Below are 15,896 nucleotides of genomic sequence, written 5' to 3'. Positions count from 1 at the left end.
TTTCGCGACCAAAGTGGTAAGTTAGAGGAAATAAGTAAAAAGGTGATGACATGATGACCCACGTGCAGTTGACTGAAAAAATAACAGGTAATGTGGCGCGGTCTGTGAACCCCTTGGGATTACGAGCAATGATGACCCAACAAATGACAGCGATTACGAATCAGGGAACCTATCCGGGACCCCGCCACGTTTTAGTTTTGGGCGGTTCATCGAGTTATGGACTAGCCAGCCGCTTAACGGCAACTTTTGGCGCCGGGGCTGACACATTATCAGTCGGCTATGATCGGCCACCACAAGGTGAGTCTTTAGGCAGTGCTGGCTGGTGGAATCAAGTTTACTTTAAACAAGCCGCTGAGCAGGCGGGCCATATCGCCCGCAACTTGAATGCAGATGTTTTTTCGCCGGCCACGAAACGGGCAGTGATCGAGGAGATTCAAACGCACTTTGGTGGCGCTATCGATCTGCTGGTGTACTCGATAGCTGCGCCTAAGCGCGTGAATCCGGTGAATCCCACCGAGGTCTGGCGCTCAGTGATTAAGCCGCTGGGCCGAGCCGTCACGGATGCGACGCTAGATTTGGAGCATGAAAAATTAGTGTCGACGACTGTGCCTCCGGCCACTGCTACCGAACTGGCCGCCACAATTCATGTCATGGGGGGCGAGGATTGGGAATTATGGGTCCACGCGTTACAGGCCGCCGGGGTGTTAGCTCCCCAGTTTAAGACGGTTTTATATTCATATGAAGGGCCAACTGCCATGGCGCCAATCTATCATGATGGTACACTGGGTCAGGCTAAGCGGGCAGCCGAAGCCAGTGCCCAGCGCCTGCAAACGTTATTAGCGCCCAGTGGTGGTGAGGCCTTGATCAGCGTTAATCGGTCAGTGACGACCAAAGCTTCCATGGTGATCCCCGGTTTTTCACGTTACTGCATGGCGTTGTATCAAGTTGAGCAAGCAACTGGGGGTCATGAAGTCCCCGTCCAGCAGATTGACCGATTAATGCGGCAAATGATCTACGGCGATCACCGTGAGCTGGATGCGCGGGGGCGCTTACGTCCAGATGCCGCCGAGTTGTCGCCAGCAGTGCAGGCACAAGTGATGCAGTTGTTGCCACAAATAACGCCAGCAACCTTTACGACAGATTTACCCGGCTACCAGCAATTACGGCGCGAATTTCGGCAATTAAATGGGTTCGCGGTCCCCGGGGTTACCAATACATTGGCGGATGGTGATTTACAAGGATTGACTTACTAACAAGGCAAAAGCCGTGCTTTGTCTAGTGCGGCCGCATGAATAACCGAGTAAACTAAAATTAACCGCGTGATATCAGTGTCTTTATGCAAGCGGAATCAGAAAAAAATCCCCCGAAATTGCGTCTTTTTACTAGGGAATCTTGCCAAAAAGGGCTATAATACTTAGCAGTTTCTAGCGAAATTGTGACAGGCGCTAGTCTATTTTGAACGAGGAGACCCTAAATTATGACGTCAGCAATTCAAATTATTTATGCCAGTCAATCTGGTCGGAACCAAGCCATTGCCGGACATTTACAAGCGCAATTAGCGTCTAAAGTCCAAACGGTGGTCACAGAAATCTCACAAGCCGATGCGTTTGCATTATCCGAATCCGATGCGATTATTTTAGTGACGTATACGTACCATGATGGTGACCTGCCGGACGAGGCCCAAGACTTCTTTGAAGATCTAAAAGAAGTTGATTTGGGGCGGACAAAATTTGCCGTGCTAGGTTCCAGTTCCAAAACACACATTCACTTCGGTCGCGCGGTCGATTATTTGACCATGCAGTTAAATTCTAGCAACGGTGAACAGGTTGCCGACTCCGTGAAGATCGATCAGGACCCCGACGATGCCGATTGGCAACGTGTCGATCAGTTGGCCCAACGTGTGTTAACCAGTTTAGCTTAGAGAATTTAATGACGAGGTGAAGGTAAAATGTACTTACGTAAGGCAAAGATTGAAGAATTGGATTTAGTTTGTGACATTATCGAAGATGGCAAGCAACAGTTAGCCGATGCCGGGATTGATCAATGGCAAGACAACTATCCCAACCGTGACGTGATTAAGGATGACATCGCCAATGGTCGGGCCGTGATCTACAATAGTGATGACCACGAAACATTAGGGGTGGCGGCGATTGTGCAAGCCCCTGATCATTCCTATGATACGTTGCAAGGTGAATGGCTAAAGCCAACGGATAAATACGTGACGGTTCACCGGGTAGCCATCTTCTCCCACCACCAAGGCCAAGGCTATGCGTCTAAATTATTCCAAGATCTGTTTAGCTATATTGGTGAACACCATCCTGAAAGCGAAAGTATCCGGATTGATACCCACAAAGATAACAAGAAGATGCAACACTTGATTGAAAAGTTTGGCTTTCAAAAGGTCGGCGAAATTGTTGGTGTTTACAATCCGTCCGACATTTGCTTTGTCTACGAAAAATTATTAACGAAGTAAGCAAAGTGATGGCGTGTCTCATGATGAGATGCGCTTTTTTTATTTTTGAATTGAAGTGGGGTCTGCCCGCTTGTCTTAAAGCTCGGCCTTATCCTAAGCGCACCAAGAACGCGCCCTAAGGATAATGACGGTACTGAGCCCATTTGCCACTTCCCACAGCGACTCATATGAGACACGTGTCTGGAAGGCGGATCAGGTAGGTAAACGGCTACAACGACTCATATAAAACGCATGTTTAGAAGACTGGCGGAAAGAATCAAGGATTAGCGAGAACCATTGAAAGAATCCCGATTTTGCGGCATACTGGGTAGGGAGTTGGGCTGGTTTGTAATCAAAATAGGAAAAAACGATTGCGAAAAACGTCTAAATCAGGTAGCATTTCCTAATAAAGTTTTAATATTTTGAACAGAAAGAGGGAATTGGATTGCAAAGAAGACTGAGCGCCCGTCAAATGCAGATGATTGCACTGGGCGGTACGATTGGCGTTGGACTATTTATGGGGTCTGGTTCCACCATTAAGTGGACGGGTCCATCCGTCCTCATTGCCTATATTATTTCGGGTGTTTTTCTCTATTTGATTATGCGAGCTCTAGGTGAGATGTTGTACGTGCACCCTACAACCGGGTCCTTTGCCACGTTCGCGTCGGAATACATGCATCCAGTCTTTGGATTTCTCACAGCATGGAGTAATATTTTTCAATTTATTGTGGTGGGAATGAGTGAAATGATCGCGTTAGGTGGTTATTTCCGGTTTTGGTGGCCCAACTTACCGGATTGGATTCCAGGATTAGTGGCCATTACGTTTCTCTGTATCGCCAATTTGATTTCGGTGAAAATGTTTGGCGAGCTAGAATTTTGGTTTGCCTTGATTAAAGTGGTTACGATTATTTTAATGATCATTGCTGGTTTAGGTCTCATTATATTTGGATTTGGTAACGGGGGTCACCCAATTGGTATCAGTAATTTATGGCGTAATGGTGGTTTCTTCACTGGCGGTGCCAAGGGCTTTATTTACGCGCTAGCCATTGTGTTGGCATCGTATCAAGGGATTGAGTTGATTGGCGTCACGGCTGGTGAAGCGGAAAATCCGCAACACACCTTGGTCGCCGCAATTCGGTCGACGGTGGCCCGCATTTTGATCTTTTACGTAGGGGCTATCTTTGTGATTGTCGCCATCTATCCGTGGAATCAGCTGAACCAAATTGGGTCACCGTTTGTTCAGACGTTTGCGAAGATCGGGATTACCGCAGCGGCTTCCATCATTAACTTTGTGGTGATCACGGCGGCGTTGTCCGGTTCTAACTCGGGGATTTACAGTGCCAGTCGGATGGCCTTTACCCTGGCGGAGAAGCATCAATTACCGAAGAAGATGACCTTGTTAAATCGTCACGGTGTGCCTTTTTACTCCGTGGTAGCGATCTCCATTGGGATTGGTATCGGCGTGGTCTTAAATGTGGTCTTGCCCATGTACTTCAAGGATGCCAGTCAAATCTTCGTGATGGTTTACAGTTCCAGCGTGTTACCCGGCATGGTGCCATGGTTCGTGATTTTGATTAGTGAGATTGCCTTTCGTAAGCAAAACCAGCAGCACATGGCAGAACATCCATTTAAAATGCCGTTTGCGCCTTGGTCTAACTATATTACGCTAGTATTTTTAGCGATTACGTTGATCTTCATGTTTCTGAATCCAGAAACCCGGGTCTCAATTCTGGTAGGTGTGGTGTTCTTAGTGGTTATGACCATCATCTACTTCAGAAAGTATCAACCACGAGAAAAAGCAAACAAGTCATGAAATGGGGTTAAACGATGAGTCGACCAGGAAATTATGGTAAGTCGAGTCGCTTAAAACAACTCCGACAGCTTAAACGAAAGAAAAGCCAACAGGCCAGTCGTACCATTGCTTGGGATCAGGTTGAGGACTTCTTGTTGGGGCGCTATCACTTGGTACAAGGTAATCGGTTACCAGCAACTGTGGATGCCACTGTCCAGCGGTTCTTTAGCGAATGGCTACAAACGGCGTTGGCTCAAGGAGAACCACAGCTTCAATGGGATATTGCAGCAATTACGGCGACGACGTTTAAACGAATCGGAAATCAGGTGCCGTGGCAGTTTTATGCCGTCTTGCTGGAGCAGGTCATGGCGTGGCAAAAGTTCTTGTTACGTGAGGGTCCGGTGGTGCCGCTAGTAATACCGCGGCAGATTATCAAACCGCTGACAGCGACGGCTTGGGCCGCGTTAGTTGCCGATCAATTGGCGGTGAACTTACTAACGATTATGGCGACACCGATTACCGCTGAGCAACGCGAGCAGCTGACTAAAAGCTTCTTAGCAGATGGTCACGTTCAGTGGTCGGCGGTTGCTGCGCTCTTTGCGCCGTTGGGATTCACCATTCAAGCATCCGCTGACGAGTCAGCGCATCAGTGGCTAACTGAGTTACTAGCCTTAACGGTGAGCGACTTTCATCACTAAAGCACTAAATACGAAAGACCGGCTAATAGCTGGTCTTTTTTGCTATGACCGATTACTATTCGGGATGACACGGAGCGGATATTGATATCTTTCAAAGCTGCTAACAGATGGTTAAACGATTTATGAGTACAGTCAGGGGAGGTGGACCGGGTGAGACAGTATACGCCCACTCCCAAATGGGCATTGAGGATTGTCGCTAGTACCTGCATAGTTAGCTTGCTGGCATTACCGACTGTTTCGGCGGCAGATGTTGGCCAGAAAACGGCAACCTCGGCAACCGTAGCCGCAGCTACTGATGCGGTGCCGACCTTAGATACGGTACCTAATCTTGATTTTGGCGAAAATAGTACGCCGAACACCCAATCCGGCCGTTATTCGGCCACCACGGTGGATCAGCCATTACAAGTGACCAATCCCGGGCTAATGAGTGGTTGGGCGGTTCAGCTTAAAAGCGCTGGTTTTACGGATCAGTTGGGAGACACTTTACGTGGGGCGGTGTTGTCACTTGGTGCGCCGGCGATTATGTCACTCAACACTAGCAATTCATCAACACCGCCAACGGCCAATCAAGTCAACGTGGATGGATCGGGTAGCGATCAAGTGATTTGGTCGGCACCGCAGAATGGCGGCTTAGGTCAGTGGTCTGCAACTTATGCGGCCAATACTGTTCAACTGGTCGTGCCGGCTGGACAATTGGCTGGACGGTATACCGCAACCTTAACGTGGCAATTGGACGATACACCGCAATAATTGGGCAATAAGAATCAGGGAAAAAGGGGGCGTTAATAGTGCTAAAATGGCGATGGCGTGCGGGGTTGATTGCGCTATTGCTAGCTTTTGGTGCTAGCAGTGTCGCTTGGACCGATAGTGATTACAATCAAGCATTGGCAACGGCTCCGCAGGGAATTTCGTTGAATAAAGATAATGCGATTTTAACGGTTGATACGTCTGGTTATAGCTCATCAGCCATTGTGAACGCGACTAATCCGGCGACACCGGGAACCCAGATCGCCATGGTGAATAACAACACCTACCAATTTGGGTCGATTTGGTCGACAGATGAGAACTACTTTGATTTAACACAGGATGAGACAGCCTCCATGTGGTTATATTTTGGCAATCAGGGGACCCAGGCCGCCGACGGAATGGCCTTTGTTTTGCAAAATGATCCCAGAGGTGTGGCGGCCATACCGGACTACCCAACGCCGGGGAAGGCCATTGGCGAAACCCTAGGTGTCTGGGGCGTTGACATGGCTAGACGTCAAGGCTCAGTTGATAAGTTGGCGCAGACTGCTATTCAAGATAGCTGGGCTCTCGAGTTTGATACCAATCGGAATGCCAGTACCGGAGGGAAAGCTGCTGGCTATGCCAACTCGTTTGATATTGGCATGCCACCCGTCCATATCGGGTCCAACTATCCCGGCGCCGGGTCGTCGTATATTCGCCATGTCGACCACGGCCTTCCCGTGCTAGGTATTATTCAGCCAGATAACTATTATTACGGACTCAACCATCTCGGGGTCATTGCGGACGAGTCCCAACCGAATTTCTTATCAAACGGTCAATGGCACCATGTGACTTTATCTTGGAAAGCTGCTACTAAGCAGATGACGTATACGTTTAATGATAAGGACCCGCAAACCGGTGCTATGCAGCCGGGGGTAAGCCGAACGGTCACGCTTGATCCGGCTAAGATTGACCCGAACAATACCGGAAAAATACGGTGGGGCTTTACAGGAGCGACTGGATCACGATATGAGAATAACTTAGTGGTCTTTGAAAGTGTTCCCGGACTGGTAGCGGCCAGTACTACGGCCACGATGACGGATTTGACCCAGAAGCAACCGGTGGATAGTGCGCATGGTGTGGTGAGTCACGACAAACTACAAGTAGATTATCATCTTGCGTATAATGGCGGCCGGCAGTCATGGTCGAGCATTGAGGGTCATTTGAAATTACCCGCTAACATCAGTTACGAGACGGCCAAGATTACCTACGCAAATCAACCAGCGGAAACACTTGATGCAAGTCAAATTAGTCAACAAAAGCTAACGGCAGCGCTCCATCAGTCATTGAATCGAGATAATGATGCGGCGACTGTCAGTCTGATTGGAGAGGCTGATGAGGTCGCTAAAAGTACGACAGTACCGGCAACTACGAGCACCTTTGTCTCGAATGCCTACGTGGGCACCGCCGATACACCGAGCTTCCAGCTTAATCCGAATGTTGATTTGAATCTGAGTGTCACGAGTGACAACCCGTTGGCGCTCAAACCAGAAACCGATACGGTAGTGACGGGTAACGTGCATTTGGCCACGAGTGCCACAACACCTCCCCGAGTAACCATTCAACCCGTGTTAAATGGGACGCGTCTTACTGTCATTACCCCAGCGACTGATGGGACCTTTTCATTGCCGCTGAAAGCTAGCGATTTGCAGGCGGGAACCAATACCTTAACGTTGGTGGCAACGGCTGATACGGGTGATACCTCGAACACGGTGACCGTGCCCATCACCGTTGCCGGTGACTTGAAATTTAGCGATGTTGCAGCTGCCAGTCATTTTCAGACGGCCACCCTAACTGGTCAAGATCAGTTGGCTAAACGAGGAGATGACTGGCGCCTAGCTGTGAGTGACACCCGTGGAACCGGGCGTCAATGGGTGCTAGACGTTCAGGCTACCCCATTTGTGGCAGCGGATGGGACGACCTTAGCTGGTGGCCCAGTGTATGTTGATGCGTATGGTTCGCTGACTATTGACGACACGCCCACCGCGATTGTTTGGCACACCACAGATGACCGTGATCACGATGGCGTTTATGATGTCATGGGGAATTGGTCTGCCGACCAAGGCCTCTTACTAGCCGTCAATGGTGGTGCTGTAAGCGGCAACTACACGAGTACAATCACTTGGACGTTGGGAGATGTTCCCAGTTAAGGCAGTAAAAAAGCTTTCCCCAATCAGATTGAGGGAAGCTTTTTGTGATGGATATGGAATGTGTTTAAGCCAACAAACGTGTAATCATCTTTTCATAGATGGTGATGAAACGGTGATACATGTCTAGGTCAACGTATTCGTTCACTTGGTGAGCTGTGATGTTTCCCGGGCCAAAGACCACAACGTCGATATCTGGATTAACTGCAACGAAGGACGATGCGTCAGTTCCACCGGGAACGCCGATAAGTGGTAAGGCTTGTTGTAAGTCAGCCTCACCGCATTCTTTAGCTGCTTTAACCACTGGTGCATCATCGGCAGTGTGCACGGGATACAGGTTACTGTGAATATCTAAGGAAAGTTGTTCCCCGTTAGCATTTAGCTCGTCGATGAGCTGCTGGATATCAGCGGCTAACTTGGTGTTCGGCACTTCCGGAATGGTTCTGATTTTAACCGAAATCGAGGCACTGGCTGGAACCGTGTTAATCTGCTCGCCACCCTGAATCAGAGTGACAACGGGAACCGTGGCCCCTAAGACCGGATTCTTCTTATCGGTGATAGTCGCGAAGTAGGCCTGTTGTTTTTGGTAGAAGGTTAGCAGTGAATCAATGGCATTTTTACCAATTTCTGGCATTGAACTATGTGCCGCCACGCCTTGAGCACTCACCGTATACGTCAAAGAGCCCTTGTGCGCTAACTCAATGAAGTGTTGTTCAGTCGTTTGATTGGCGGCCATTAACTTATTGGCGCTGTCCTGGTTAATTTGCAACATCTGTTGGATTTGTGGGGTGGCCACGGCTTGTTTAACGACACCGCTGGGTTCACCAACAATGAGGGTGTCTAGGTTCTTAGCATAACCGGCCTCAGCTAACTGCCGGGCGCCGAATTGACCATATTCTTCACCAACGGTTGCCATTAAGCGTAATGTGCCGTGTAGGGGAACATTATTTTCTTTTAAGTGAATCATCGCAAAGACGCCAGCCATTAAGCCGGACTTCATATCTGTGGTGCCACGACCAAACATCTTGCCGTCAGCGATTTTGGCAGACAAGGCATCTGCATCCCACTTGGCGGCATCCCCCAAGGCAACGATATCTTCATGGCCGTCAAATCCCACGACAGGGCCGTTACCGTCGCCGATCTCGGCCACTAGGCTGACCCGATCAGGTTCGTAAGCGACCGCCTTACTATCGATACCATGCTTGGCCAATAAGTCAGCTAAGTAGTCGGCAACAATCTTTTCGTTACCATTAACTGTGTTGAGCTTGATGACGTCACTGAGTGCTTGCACAACTTCATCCATTTTTTCCACCTCATTCATTTAAGTTGAAACGCGATACTGTAATTGGTTAATGAAAATAACCAAGCTCCCAACTTGATTACAGCACTTTTTAGGGGACTGGTCAAGGTAGGCGTTGGATCTGATTAGTAATGAAAATTTGATTCATGAAAGCATGAATGATTAGGGCTATTTTTAGATAATGGGGTACCATTTGTAAATCCGTGAAGAGCTTTACAAAGTAAGTGACTTATAGGAAAGAAAATTAGGCATAAGGTCCTGATAAATAAAGGTGTTGACATCATGTAAGCGCTTACGCATAATGAGAATTGCCTACTAGTAAACCATTAGACACACCATTAAACCAATATCTTGAGGAAGGAAGTTTTCGTGATGAAAGCTGCAGTTGTTCGTGATAGTTTAGATGGGTATGTAGATATTAAAGAGGTACCAGTACGGGAAATTAAGGCCAATGAAGCCTTAGTTGATGTGGAATATTGTGGTTTATGTCACACTGATTTACACGTCGCTCAAGGTGACTTTGGTAACACTGCTGGTCGAGTGATCGGCCACGAAGGGGTTGGCCGGGTTAAAGAAATTGGGAGTGACGTCACCAGCTTAAAGGTGGGGGACCGAGTATCAATCGCCTGGTTCTTTGCCGGGTGTGGTCACTGTGAATACTGTTTGACCGGCCGTGAAACACTGTGCCGGAACGTTGAAAATGCCGGGTTCAACGTGGATGGTGCGATGGCTGAACAGGTTATCGTGAAAGCTGATTATGCGGTCAAGGTACCAGAAAATCTTGATCCCGTGCAAGCCAGTTCGATCACGTGTGCTGGAGTCACCACATATAAAGCATTAAAAGTTGCCAACTTACATCCTGGCGAATGGGTCACCATTTATGGTTGTGGTGGTCTCGGAAATCTAGCCATTCAATGGGCGAAGAATGTCTTTAAGGCCCACGTTATTGCGATCGATATCAATGATGATAAACTAGCCAGTGCTAAAAAGGTCGGCGCTGATTTAACCTTCAATTCTAAGACAGAAGATTCTGGCGCTTGGGTGCAAGATAAAATCGGTGGTGCCCACGCCGCAGTTGTCACGGCCGTATCACAAATTGCCTTCGATCAGGCCATTGGCTCTGTGCGGGCTGGTGCTCGCGTCGTTGCTGTCGGGTTACCAAAGGGTGCCATGGAAGTCTCCATTGTGAAGGTCGTCTTAGACGGCATTGAAATTGCGGGTTCTTTAGTGGGCACGCGACAAGACTTAGCTGAAGCCTTCCAGTTATGCGCAGAAGGGGATGTCACCCCAATCGTAGCTACTCGGAAGCTTGAGGAAGTTAACGATATTATTGATGAAATGAAAGCGGGGAAGATTGAAGGCCGGATGGTCGTCAAGTTCTAAGGGTTTCTCCCAATTGGGAGAGAACCGCCCACATCGAACAGTATAGTATTGTAGAAATATCAAATAGCAATTCAAAAAGACGATGGCTAAAGCCACCGCCTTTTTTGGCTCATGAGCAGTGTTGATACTCAAAATAACTCGTCAATGGCGTCGATGACGCGATAAGTCGCTACCATACTTAGCGCTTGGAGGAATTGACTCAGTCGATGCTGATCGGGGAAGGCCCCCTCAATGAGATGGGTAAAGTCGCCGGTCGTTTGGTAATGATGGCGAATGTCTTGACGATAGGCTTGAATCAGTTCACGATAGGCTGATTGTTGCTGGGCTGCAACGGCAACCTGAATGAAGACTTGTCGCATGAAGCCCATCTTTTCCAGGTCGACTTCGATGGTGTAACGCTTAATGATGCCAGCATCTTCCAAGCGTTGAATGCGTGCCGCAACGGCTGGGGGTGTTAGGTGAACGAGTTGGGCTAGTTGGGTCACCTTAATCCGGCAATTGTGATTCAGTTCCTTAATAATCTGTAAGTCTGTGGGATCACTCACGGTAAACACCTTTTTTTATCAAATTTTTTCGGGTAAAGACTTTCTTTTTAATATTAACAGTTAGGCGAAATAAATGTAAAGTAGGGGCTATTGCCGTTCAATAGGGCGAGTCCTTTTCTTAGGTAAATAACGAAATATTAGTATAATGAAATCGTACAGGCCCATGATGGTAATCGGGCAAAACGATAGAGGTTTGGAGGTTCCCAATGATAGAGTTTAAACAGGTTAGCAAACAATACACGGAACAATTGGCATTGGATGATCTGAATTTGACGATTCCAACCGGGGATTTTTTCGTATTGGTGGGACCTAGTGGGAGTGGTAAAACCACCACACTGAAGATGCTTAATCGGTTGATTGAACCAACCGATGGGGATATTTATTTTGATAATCAACGGTTAATCGACTATAAGCTACGTGATTTGCGGTTACAAATGGGGTATGTCTTACAAAACATTGCATTATTCCCGAATCTAACCATTCAAGAAAATATTGCGATTCAAGCGGAATCTTTGGGGTGGCCCCGAAAAGAACGGGTGGCCCGGGCCCGAGCGTTGCTAGAACAAGTCGATTTGGACCCGGATCAATATGCCACGCGAATGCCGAGTGAACTCTCCGGTGGCGAACAGCAGCGGGTGGGAATTATTCGGGCATTAGCGATTAAGCCCAAGGTTGTTTTGATGGACGAACCCTTCAGTGCCCTAGATCCCTTGTCACGCAAGCAATTACAGGACTTGGTGTTGCAACTACATCGCGAACTCAAGATGACTTTTGTCTTTGTCACCCATGATATGCATGAAGCATTACGCCTGGGTCAACACATTGCGGTCATGCGGTTAGGTCACATTCAGCAGGTTGGCACGGGTGAAGAGATTATGCACCATCCAGCTAACGAGTTCGTACGCGGCTTTTTTGAAAATGAACATACACCCCGGCCGGCGACAGTCCAGGTATTGGTGAATCAGGGGTATGGTGCAACCACCACAACGGCCGCTACGTTACCGGTAACGGCTACGGTCAATGAACTAGCGGCGGCCTTAAAGAAAGGGCCAGTTATCGTTGGCACCGCGTCAGGGAATCGGACATTGACGACCGCTGATTTATTAGACTATTTGGCACAAACGGAGGTGGAGTAGCGTGCAACAAATTTGGCATATCTTACACACGCAGGGCGGTGAAATCGTCCAGTCCATCGGCCAACATATCGGCTTATCGTTGATATCGTTACTCATTGCGGCAGTCATTGCGATTCCACTCGCGATTATTTTGATGAATCACCAACGGCTGGCTAAGGTGATGCTCCAGATCACTAGCATCTTACAGACGATTCCAAGTCTGGCATTGTTAGGAATTTTAATTCCACTGGTGGGGATTGGAACGGTGCCATCGATTATTGCGTTGGTGATTTACGCGGTCATGCCCATTTTCCAGAATACGTATTCGGGGTTAACGACCATTGACCCCAGTTTGGAGGAAGCAGCGACAGCGTTTGGGTTGTCACGGCGGATGAAGCTACTGCGGATTGAGTTGCCGTTAGCTTTGCCGATGATTATTTCAGGGATTCGGATTGCCATGGTCATGATCATTGGAACGGCCACTTTGGCCGCTTTGATTGGGGCTGGCGGACTGGGAACCTATATTCTGTTGGGGATTGAAACCAATAACAATGCGCTCCTAATTATTGGGGCCGTCTTGTCGGCGATACTGGCACTGGTTTTTGGGGCAGGAATCGATTGGTTAGGTCGGTTGACCTTTAAAAAGGCGGGGATTGTGTTAGCAACACTGGTTGTGTTGATTGGCGGCTTTGCGGGTTATCGCCAAGTAACAAACTCACAAACGACACTCACCGTTGCCGGTAAGTTGGGCAGTGAGCCCGAGATTCTGATTAATATGTATAAGGACCTGATCGAACATGATCACCCGAATATTAAGGTGAATACGAAGGCTAATTTTGGAGCGACATCATTTTTGTTTAAGGCATTGCAATCGGGTTCTATTGATATTTATCCCGAATTTACCGGAACGGTATTAGAATCGCTGGTGAAAACCAAGCAATCGGCCAGTCATAGTCCGGCTAAAACCTATCAACTGGCCAAGTCAGCCTTGAAGTCACAATACCAGATGGCTTATTTGAAACCCATGGCCTACCAAAATGGTTATGATTTGGCCGTCACGCGCCAGTTTGCGAAGAAGTATCACGTTAAGACGATTTCGGACTTAATTCAGGTTGAGAATCGGGTTCACGCGGGGTTTGACCCGGACTTTAATCAACAAAAGGATGGCTATCCCGGATTGCGGCAGGCTTACGGGTTGAAATTTGCCAGTATTAAGACGATGGAACCCTCGATTCGCTATAAAGCAATTGCCAACGGCAAGGTGAACTTGGTGGATGGCTATACCACCGATCCGGAGGTTCAAGCGTATCATTTAGTGGTCTTAAAAGATGATCGCAACTTCTTCCCCCCATACCAAGGCGCACCGTTGATGTCCGAGAAGCTATTGACGGATCATCCTGAATTACGAACGACGCTGAATAAGTTAGCTGGGAAGGTGACGACCACGGATATGCAAAAAATGAACTATCAAGTATCCGTGAAGCACCAAAAGGCGGCGGTCGTTGCGCGGGATTACCTCAGAAGTCATGGCTTACTGGATTAGCCACTGGGCTTGACAATAATGAGAAACACGCCTAGGATTATCATTAATTTCTAATTGGCCTGTCATAAATAAAGCTCGGAGAAGAGTAGTGGATTCCGTGTTGTGCAGTGAGCCCGAACAGTGAGAACGGGTCAACCACGGTATCATGAAGATGAACTCCTAATAGCTATTGAGCGATTCACGTTGCTCAGTCGGTAGGAACCGTTAACTTTCCGGGTATCAACTGGTACCGTTGAGGCAAGGTCTGTGAGGATCTTGTGAATTTAGGGTGGTAAAACGACGCGTTCGTCCCTTGAGCTTAGACATGAGTTCGGGGGACGAACGCGTTTTTTGGTGATTGACAGGCAGGCCGTCAGACTTTTAGGAGGTTATTCAAATGACAGTAACGGCAACGAAGTTTCCATACCGGTATGATGTCGTCGGGAGCTTATTACGACCGGCAGTTTTAAAGGACGCTCGGGCCCAGTTTGCGGCCGGAAAGATTGATGCAGAGCAGCTACAAACTGTCCAGCGAGCTGAAACGAAGCGCGTCGTCGACCAGCAGGTGGCATTGGGTCTCAAGGCAGTCACTGATGGTGAGTTTAATCGAAGCTGGTGGCATTTGGACTTTCTGTGGGGCCTAACTGGCGTGGGACACTATGATTATCATCAAAGCTATAAATTCCACGGAAGCCAAACACGAACGGATAATGCTGAGCTGATTGGGAAAGTAGCCTGTAACCCGGATCATCCCTTTTTCACCAGTTTCCAGTATTTACAGAGTTTGGTGCCAGCCGGAGTGACGGTAAAGCAGACGATTCCCTCGCCGACCATGCTATTTCGAGATAACCGTAGTGACAACTGGGCCACGTACTATGACACTTGGTCAGATTATCTGGATGATTTAGCCCAGGCTTATCACGACACAATCCAGCATTTTTATGACCTCGGCTGTCGTTATATCCAGCTTGACGACACCACATGGGCATTTCTGATTAGCAAGCTCAATGAAACAGCGACAGATGCAGCGGCCCACCAGAAATACGTTACGCTAGCGACGGATGCCGTGCGGGTAATCAATCAACTATTAGCGGGGTTGCCAGATGATTTAACGGTAACGACGCACATCTGTCGGGGGAACTTCAAGTCAACGTATCTCTTTTCCGGTGGTTATGATGACGTGGCGGATTATCTAGGTCAATTGCATTATGACGGCCTTTTTCTTGAGTACGATAGTGATCGTGCCGGTGATTTCACGCCGCTGCGGAAAATCTGGCATGGTGATCCGGATAAGTGCTTAGTCTTAGGCCTGATCACATCAAAATTCGCGGAATTGGAAGATCCAGCGGTAATTAAGGCGCGGATTCAGGCTGCGGCTCAGCAAGTGCCGTTAGCCAACTTGGCCTTGTCAACGCAATGTGGCTTTGCCTCGACGGAAGAAGGCAACACGTTAACCGAAGATCAGCAGTGGGCAAAACTCAAGCTAGTCAAACAGATTGCTACAGACGTTTGGGAGGCTTAAGCTGACAACGATAAAAATGTGTTTCCGTGGACGCTAAAAGTCTACGGGAACACATTTTAGTCTAGTCAGCTAACCGATGAACAAATTCGGCGCCTAATTGTTGTGCGTAAAATTGGTAAGGCGCCAAGGCTTGTTGGGCGTCGATAAATTGTTCGTTTTCAGTCAGATCGGTCTTCTTTAATGTCAGTTGGAGGTTAGTACTCATGAGCTGCATCTTCAAGCCACGGACAACCAATTGCATGCCCAGTGCGGCTTGAAAGCCACCATGGCCACCGTAAGAGACCAGGCTGACTGGCTTGCCGCGCCATTCAGTGTATAGATAATCCAGGGCATTCTTGAGGGGTGCCGGATACCCCCAATTGTATTGGGGAAAGAGAAGGACGAATCCATCGTAGCTTTGAATTAATTGACTCCACGCCTTCGTGTGTGCCAGCTCGTAATGACCATCTGAAGGTTGAGCGACTTCGTCTAAGAAGGGCAACTGAATGTCAGCGAGGTCAATGAGATCGATCTGAAGGTCGGATTGGTCCATCGCCGTTTGTAACCAAGTGGCAATGCTCATACTGATTCGGTTGGGTCGAGTTGAGCCGATAATGATACCAATTTTTTTAGTCATGAAAAGCTCCTTAAATGT

The 15,896-nt window shown here is 48.3% G+C and carries 14 protein-coding genes; 11 read left to right on the top strand and 3 right to left on the bottom strand.

Annotation, left to right across the window (positions count from 1 at the left end):
* The first annotated feature begins 50 nt into the window (after window positions 1–50).
* The 7 genes from ACP4IT_RS01585 to ACP4IT_RS01555 all read left to right on the top strand — a co-directional run bounded on the left by ACP4IT_RS01585 (window position 51) and on the right by ACP4IT_RS01555 (window position 7,878).
* Window positions 51–1,253, top strand: a complete 1,203-nt coding sequence (locus ACP4IT_RS01585; protein WP_156646520.1) for a trans-2-enoyl-CoA reductase family protein — start codon at window positions 51–53, stop codon at window positions 1,251–1,253.
* Window positions 1,254–1,477: 224 nt separating this feature from the next.
* Entirely contained in the window at window positions 1,478–1,921 is a 444-nt protein-coding gene (locus ACP4IT_RS01580) for a flavodoxin domain-containing protein (protein WP_011667041.1), read from the top strand.
* Between the two features lie 27 nt (window positions 1,922–1,948).
* Complete coding sequence (locus ACP4IT_RS01575; protein WP_011667042.1) at window positions 1,949–2,473, top strand: GNAT family N-acetyltransferase; 525 nt, start codon at window positions 1,949–1,951, stop codon at window positions 2,471–2,473.
* A gap of 424 nt (window positions 2,474–2,897) precedes the next feature.
* A complete protein-coding gene (locus ACP4IT_RS01570) occupies window positions 2,898–4,265 on the top strand; it encodes an amino acid permease (RefSeq protein ID WP_024855231.1) in 1,368 nt (455 codons plus the stop codon).
* Between the two features lie 14 nt (window positions 4,266–4,279).
* On the top strand, window positions 4,280–4,942 hold the full coding sequence (locus ACP4IT_RS01565; protein WP_011667044.1) for a hypothetical protein: 663 nt from the start codon (window positions 4,280–4,282) through the stop codon (window positions 4,940–4,942).
* A 150-nt stretch (window positions 4,943–5,092) separates the two neighbouring features.
* On the top strand, window positions 5,093–5,692 hold the full coding sequence (locus ACP4IT_RS01560) for a WxL domain-containing protein (RefSeq protein ID WP_226769640.1): 600 nt from the start codon (window positions 5,093–5,095) through the stop codon (window positions 5,690–5,692).
* Between the two features lie 38 nt (window positions 5,693–5,730).
* Window positions 5,731–7,878 carry a lectin-like domain-containing protein gene (locus tag ACP4IT_RS01555; RefSeq protein ID WP_172757493.1) on the top strand — a complete coding sequence of 716 codons (2,148 nt, stop codon included), beginning with the start codon at window positions 5,731–5,733 and terminating at the stop codon, window positions 7,876–7,878.
* Between the two features lie 64 nt (window positions 7,879–7,942).
* On the opposite strand, the gene ACP4IT_RS01550 is transcribed toward ACP4IT_RS01555, so the two are convergent.
* Window positions 7,943–9,178: an ArgE/DapE family deacylase gene (locus ACP4IT_RS01550; RefSeq protein ID WP_251933028.1), complete on the bottom strand. Its 1,236-nt coding sequence runs from the start codon at window positions 9,176–9,178 to the stop codon at window positions 7,943–7,945.
* 369 nt (window positions 9,179–9,547) lie between these two features.
* Between ACP4IT_RS01550 and adhP the strand changes: the two genes are divergently transcribed.
* Window positions 9,548–10,558: an alcohol dehydrogenase AdhP gene (adhP, locus tag ACP4IT_RS01545; protein WP_024855228.1), complete on the top strand. Its 1,011-nt coding sequence runs from the start codon at window positions 9,548–9,550 to the stop codon at window positions 10,556–10,558.
* A gap of 128 nt (window positions 10,559–10,686) precedes the next feature.
* Here adhP and ACP4IT_RS01540 read toward each other — a convergent pair whose 3' ends face one another.
* On the bottom strand, window positions 10,687–11,103 hold the full coding sequence (locus ACP4IT_RS01540; RefSeq protein ID WP_024855227.1) for an Lrp/AsnC family transcriptional regulator: 417 nt from the start codon (window positions 11,101–11,103) through the stop codon (window positions 10,687–10,689).
* Between the two features lie 206 nt (window positions 11,104–11,309).
* On the opposite strand from ACP4IT_RS01540, the gene ACP4IT_RS01535 reads away from it, so the two are divergent.
* The 3 genes from ACP4IT_RS01535 (at window position 11,310) to ACP4IT_RS01525 (ending at window position 15,262) form a co-directional block, all read left to right on the top strand.
* Window positions 11,310–12,239, top strand: coding sequence for an ABC transporter ATP-binding protein (locus ACP4IT_RS01535; protein ID WP_015473156.1), 930 nt, complete (start codon window positions 11,310–11,312; stop codon window positions 12,237–12,239).
* Window position 12,240: 1 nt separating this feature from the next.
* Window positions 12,241–13,761 carry an ABC transporter permease/substrate-binding protein gene (locus ACP4IT_RS01530; RefSeq protein WP_015473157.1) on the top strand — a complete coding sequence of 507 codons (1,521 nt, stop codon included), beginning with the start codon at window positions 12,241–12,243 and terminating at the stop codon, window positions 13,759–13,761.
* A gap of 376 nt (window positions 13,762–14,137) precedes the next feature.
* On the top strand, window positions 14,138–15,262 hold the full coding sequence (locus tag ACP4IT_RS01525; RefSeq protein ID WP_011667052.1) for a vitamin B12 independent methionine synthase: 1,125 nt from the start codon (window positions 14,138–14,140) through the stop codon (window positions 15,260–15,262).
* A 61-nt stretch (window positions 15,263–15,323) separates the two neighbouring features.
* Here the strand turns inward: ACP4IT_RS01525 and ACP4IT_RS01520 are convergent, their stop codons facing one another.
* Complete coding sequence (locus ACP4IT_RS01520; protein ID WP_011667053.1) at window positions 15,324–15,878, bottom strand: NADPH-dependent FMN reductase; 555 nt, start codon at window positions 15,876–15,878, stop codon at window positions 15,324–15,326.
* Between the last annotated feature and the right edge of the window lie 18 nt (window positions 15,879–15,896).

Source organism: Levilactobacillus sp. LN180102 (assembly GCF_050106635.1).
GTDB classification, from domain to species: Bacteria; Bacillota; Bacilli; order Lactobacillales; family Lactobacillaceae; genus Levilactobacillus; species Levilactobacillus brevis.
Note: the sequence above shows the minus strand (reverse complement) of the source record. Positions and strands in the feature narration are given on the sequence as shown.

Excerpts from the sequence above, each read along its gene's own strand:
- ACP4IT_RS01585 (WP_156646520.1), top strand. The coding sequence starts at position 51 with ATGATGACCCACGTGCAGTTGACTGAAAAAATAACAGGTAATGTGGCG.
- ACP4IT_RS01580 (WP_011667041.1), top strand. The coding sequence starts at position 1,478 with ATGACGTCAGCAATTCAAATTATTTATGCCAGTCAATCTGGTCGGAAC.
- ACP4IT_RS01575 (WP_011667042.1), top strand. The coding sequence starts at position 1,949 with ATGTACTTACGTAAGGCAAAGATTGAAGAATTGGATTTAGTTTGTGAC.
- ACP4IT_RS01565 (WP_011667044.1), top strand. The coding sequence starts at position 4,280 with ATGAGTCGACCAGGAAATTATGGTAAGTCGAGTCGCTTAAAACAACTC.
- ACP4IT_RS01550 (WP_251933028.1), bottom strand. The coding sequence starts at position 9,178 with ATGGATGAAGTTGTGCAAGCACTCAGTGACGTCATCAAGCTCAACACA.
- adhP (WP_024855228.1), top strand. The coding sequence starts at position 9,548 with ATGAAAGCTGCAGTTGTTCGTGATAGTTTAGATGGGTATGTAGATATT.
- ACP4IT_RS01535 (WP_015473156.1), top strand. The coding sequence starts at position 11,310 with ATGATAGAGTTTAAACAGGTTAGCAAACAATACACGGAACAATTGGCA.
- ACP4IT_RS01525 (WP_011667052.1), top strand. The coding sequence starts at position 14,138 with ATGACAGTAACGGCAACGAAGTTTCCATACCGGTATGATGTCGTCGGG.
- ACP4IT_RS01520 (WP_011667053.1), bottom strand. The coding sequence starts at position 15,878 with ATGACTAAAAAAATTGGTATCATTATCGGCTCAACTCGACCCAACCGA.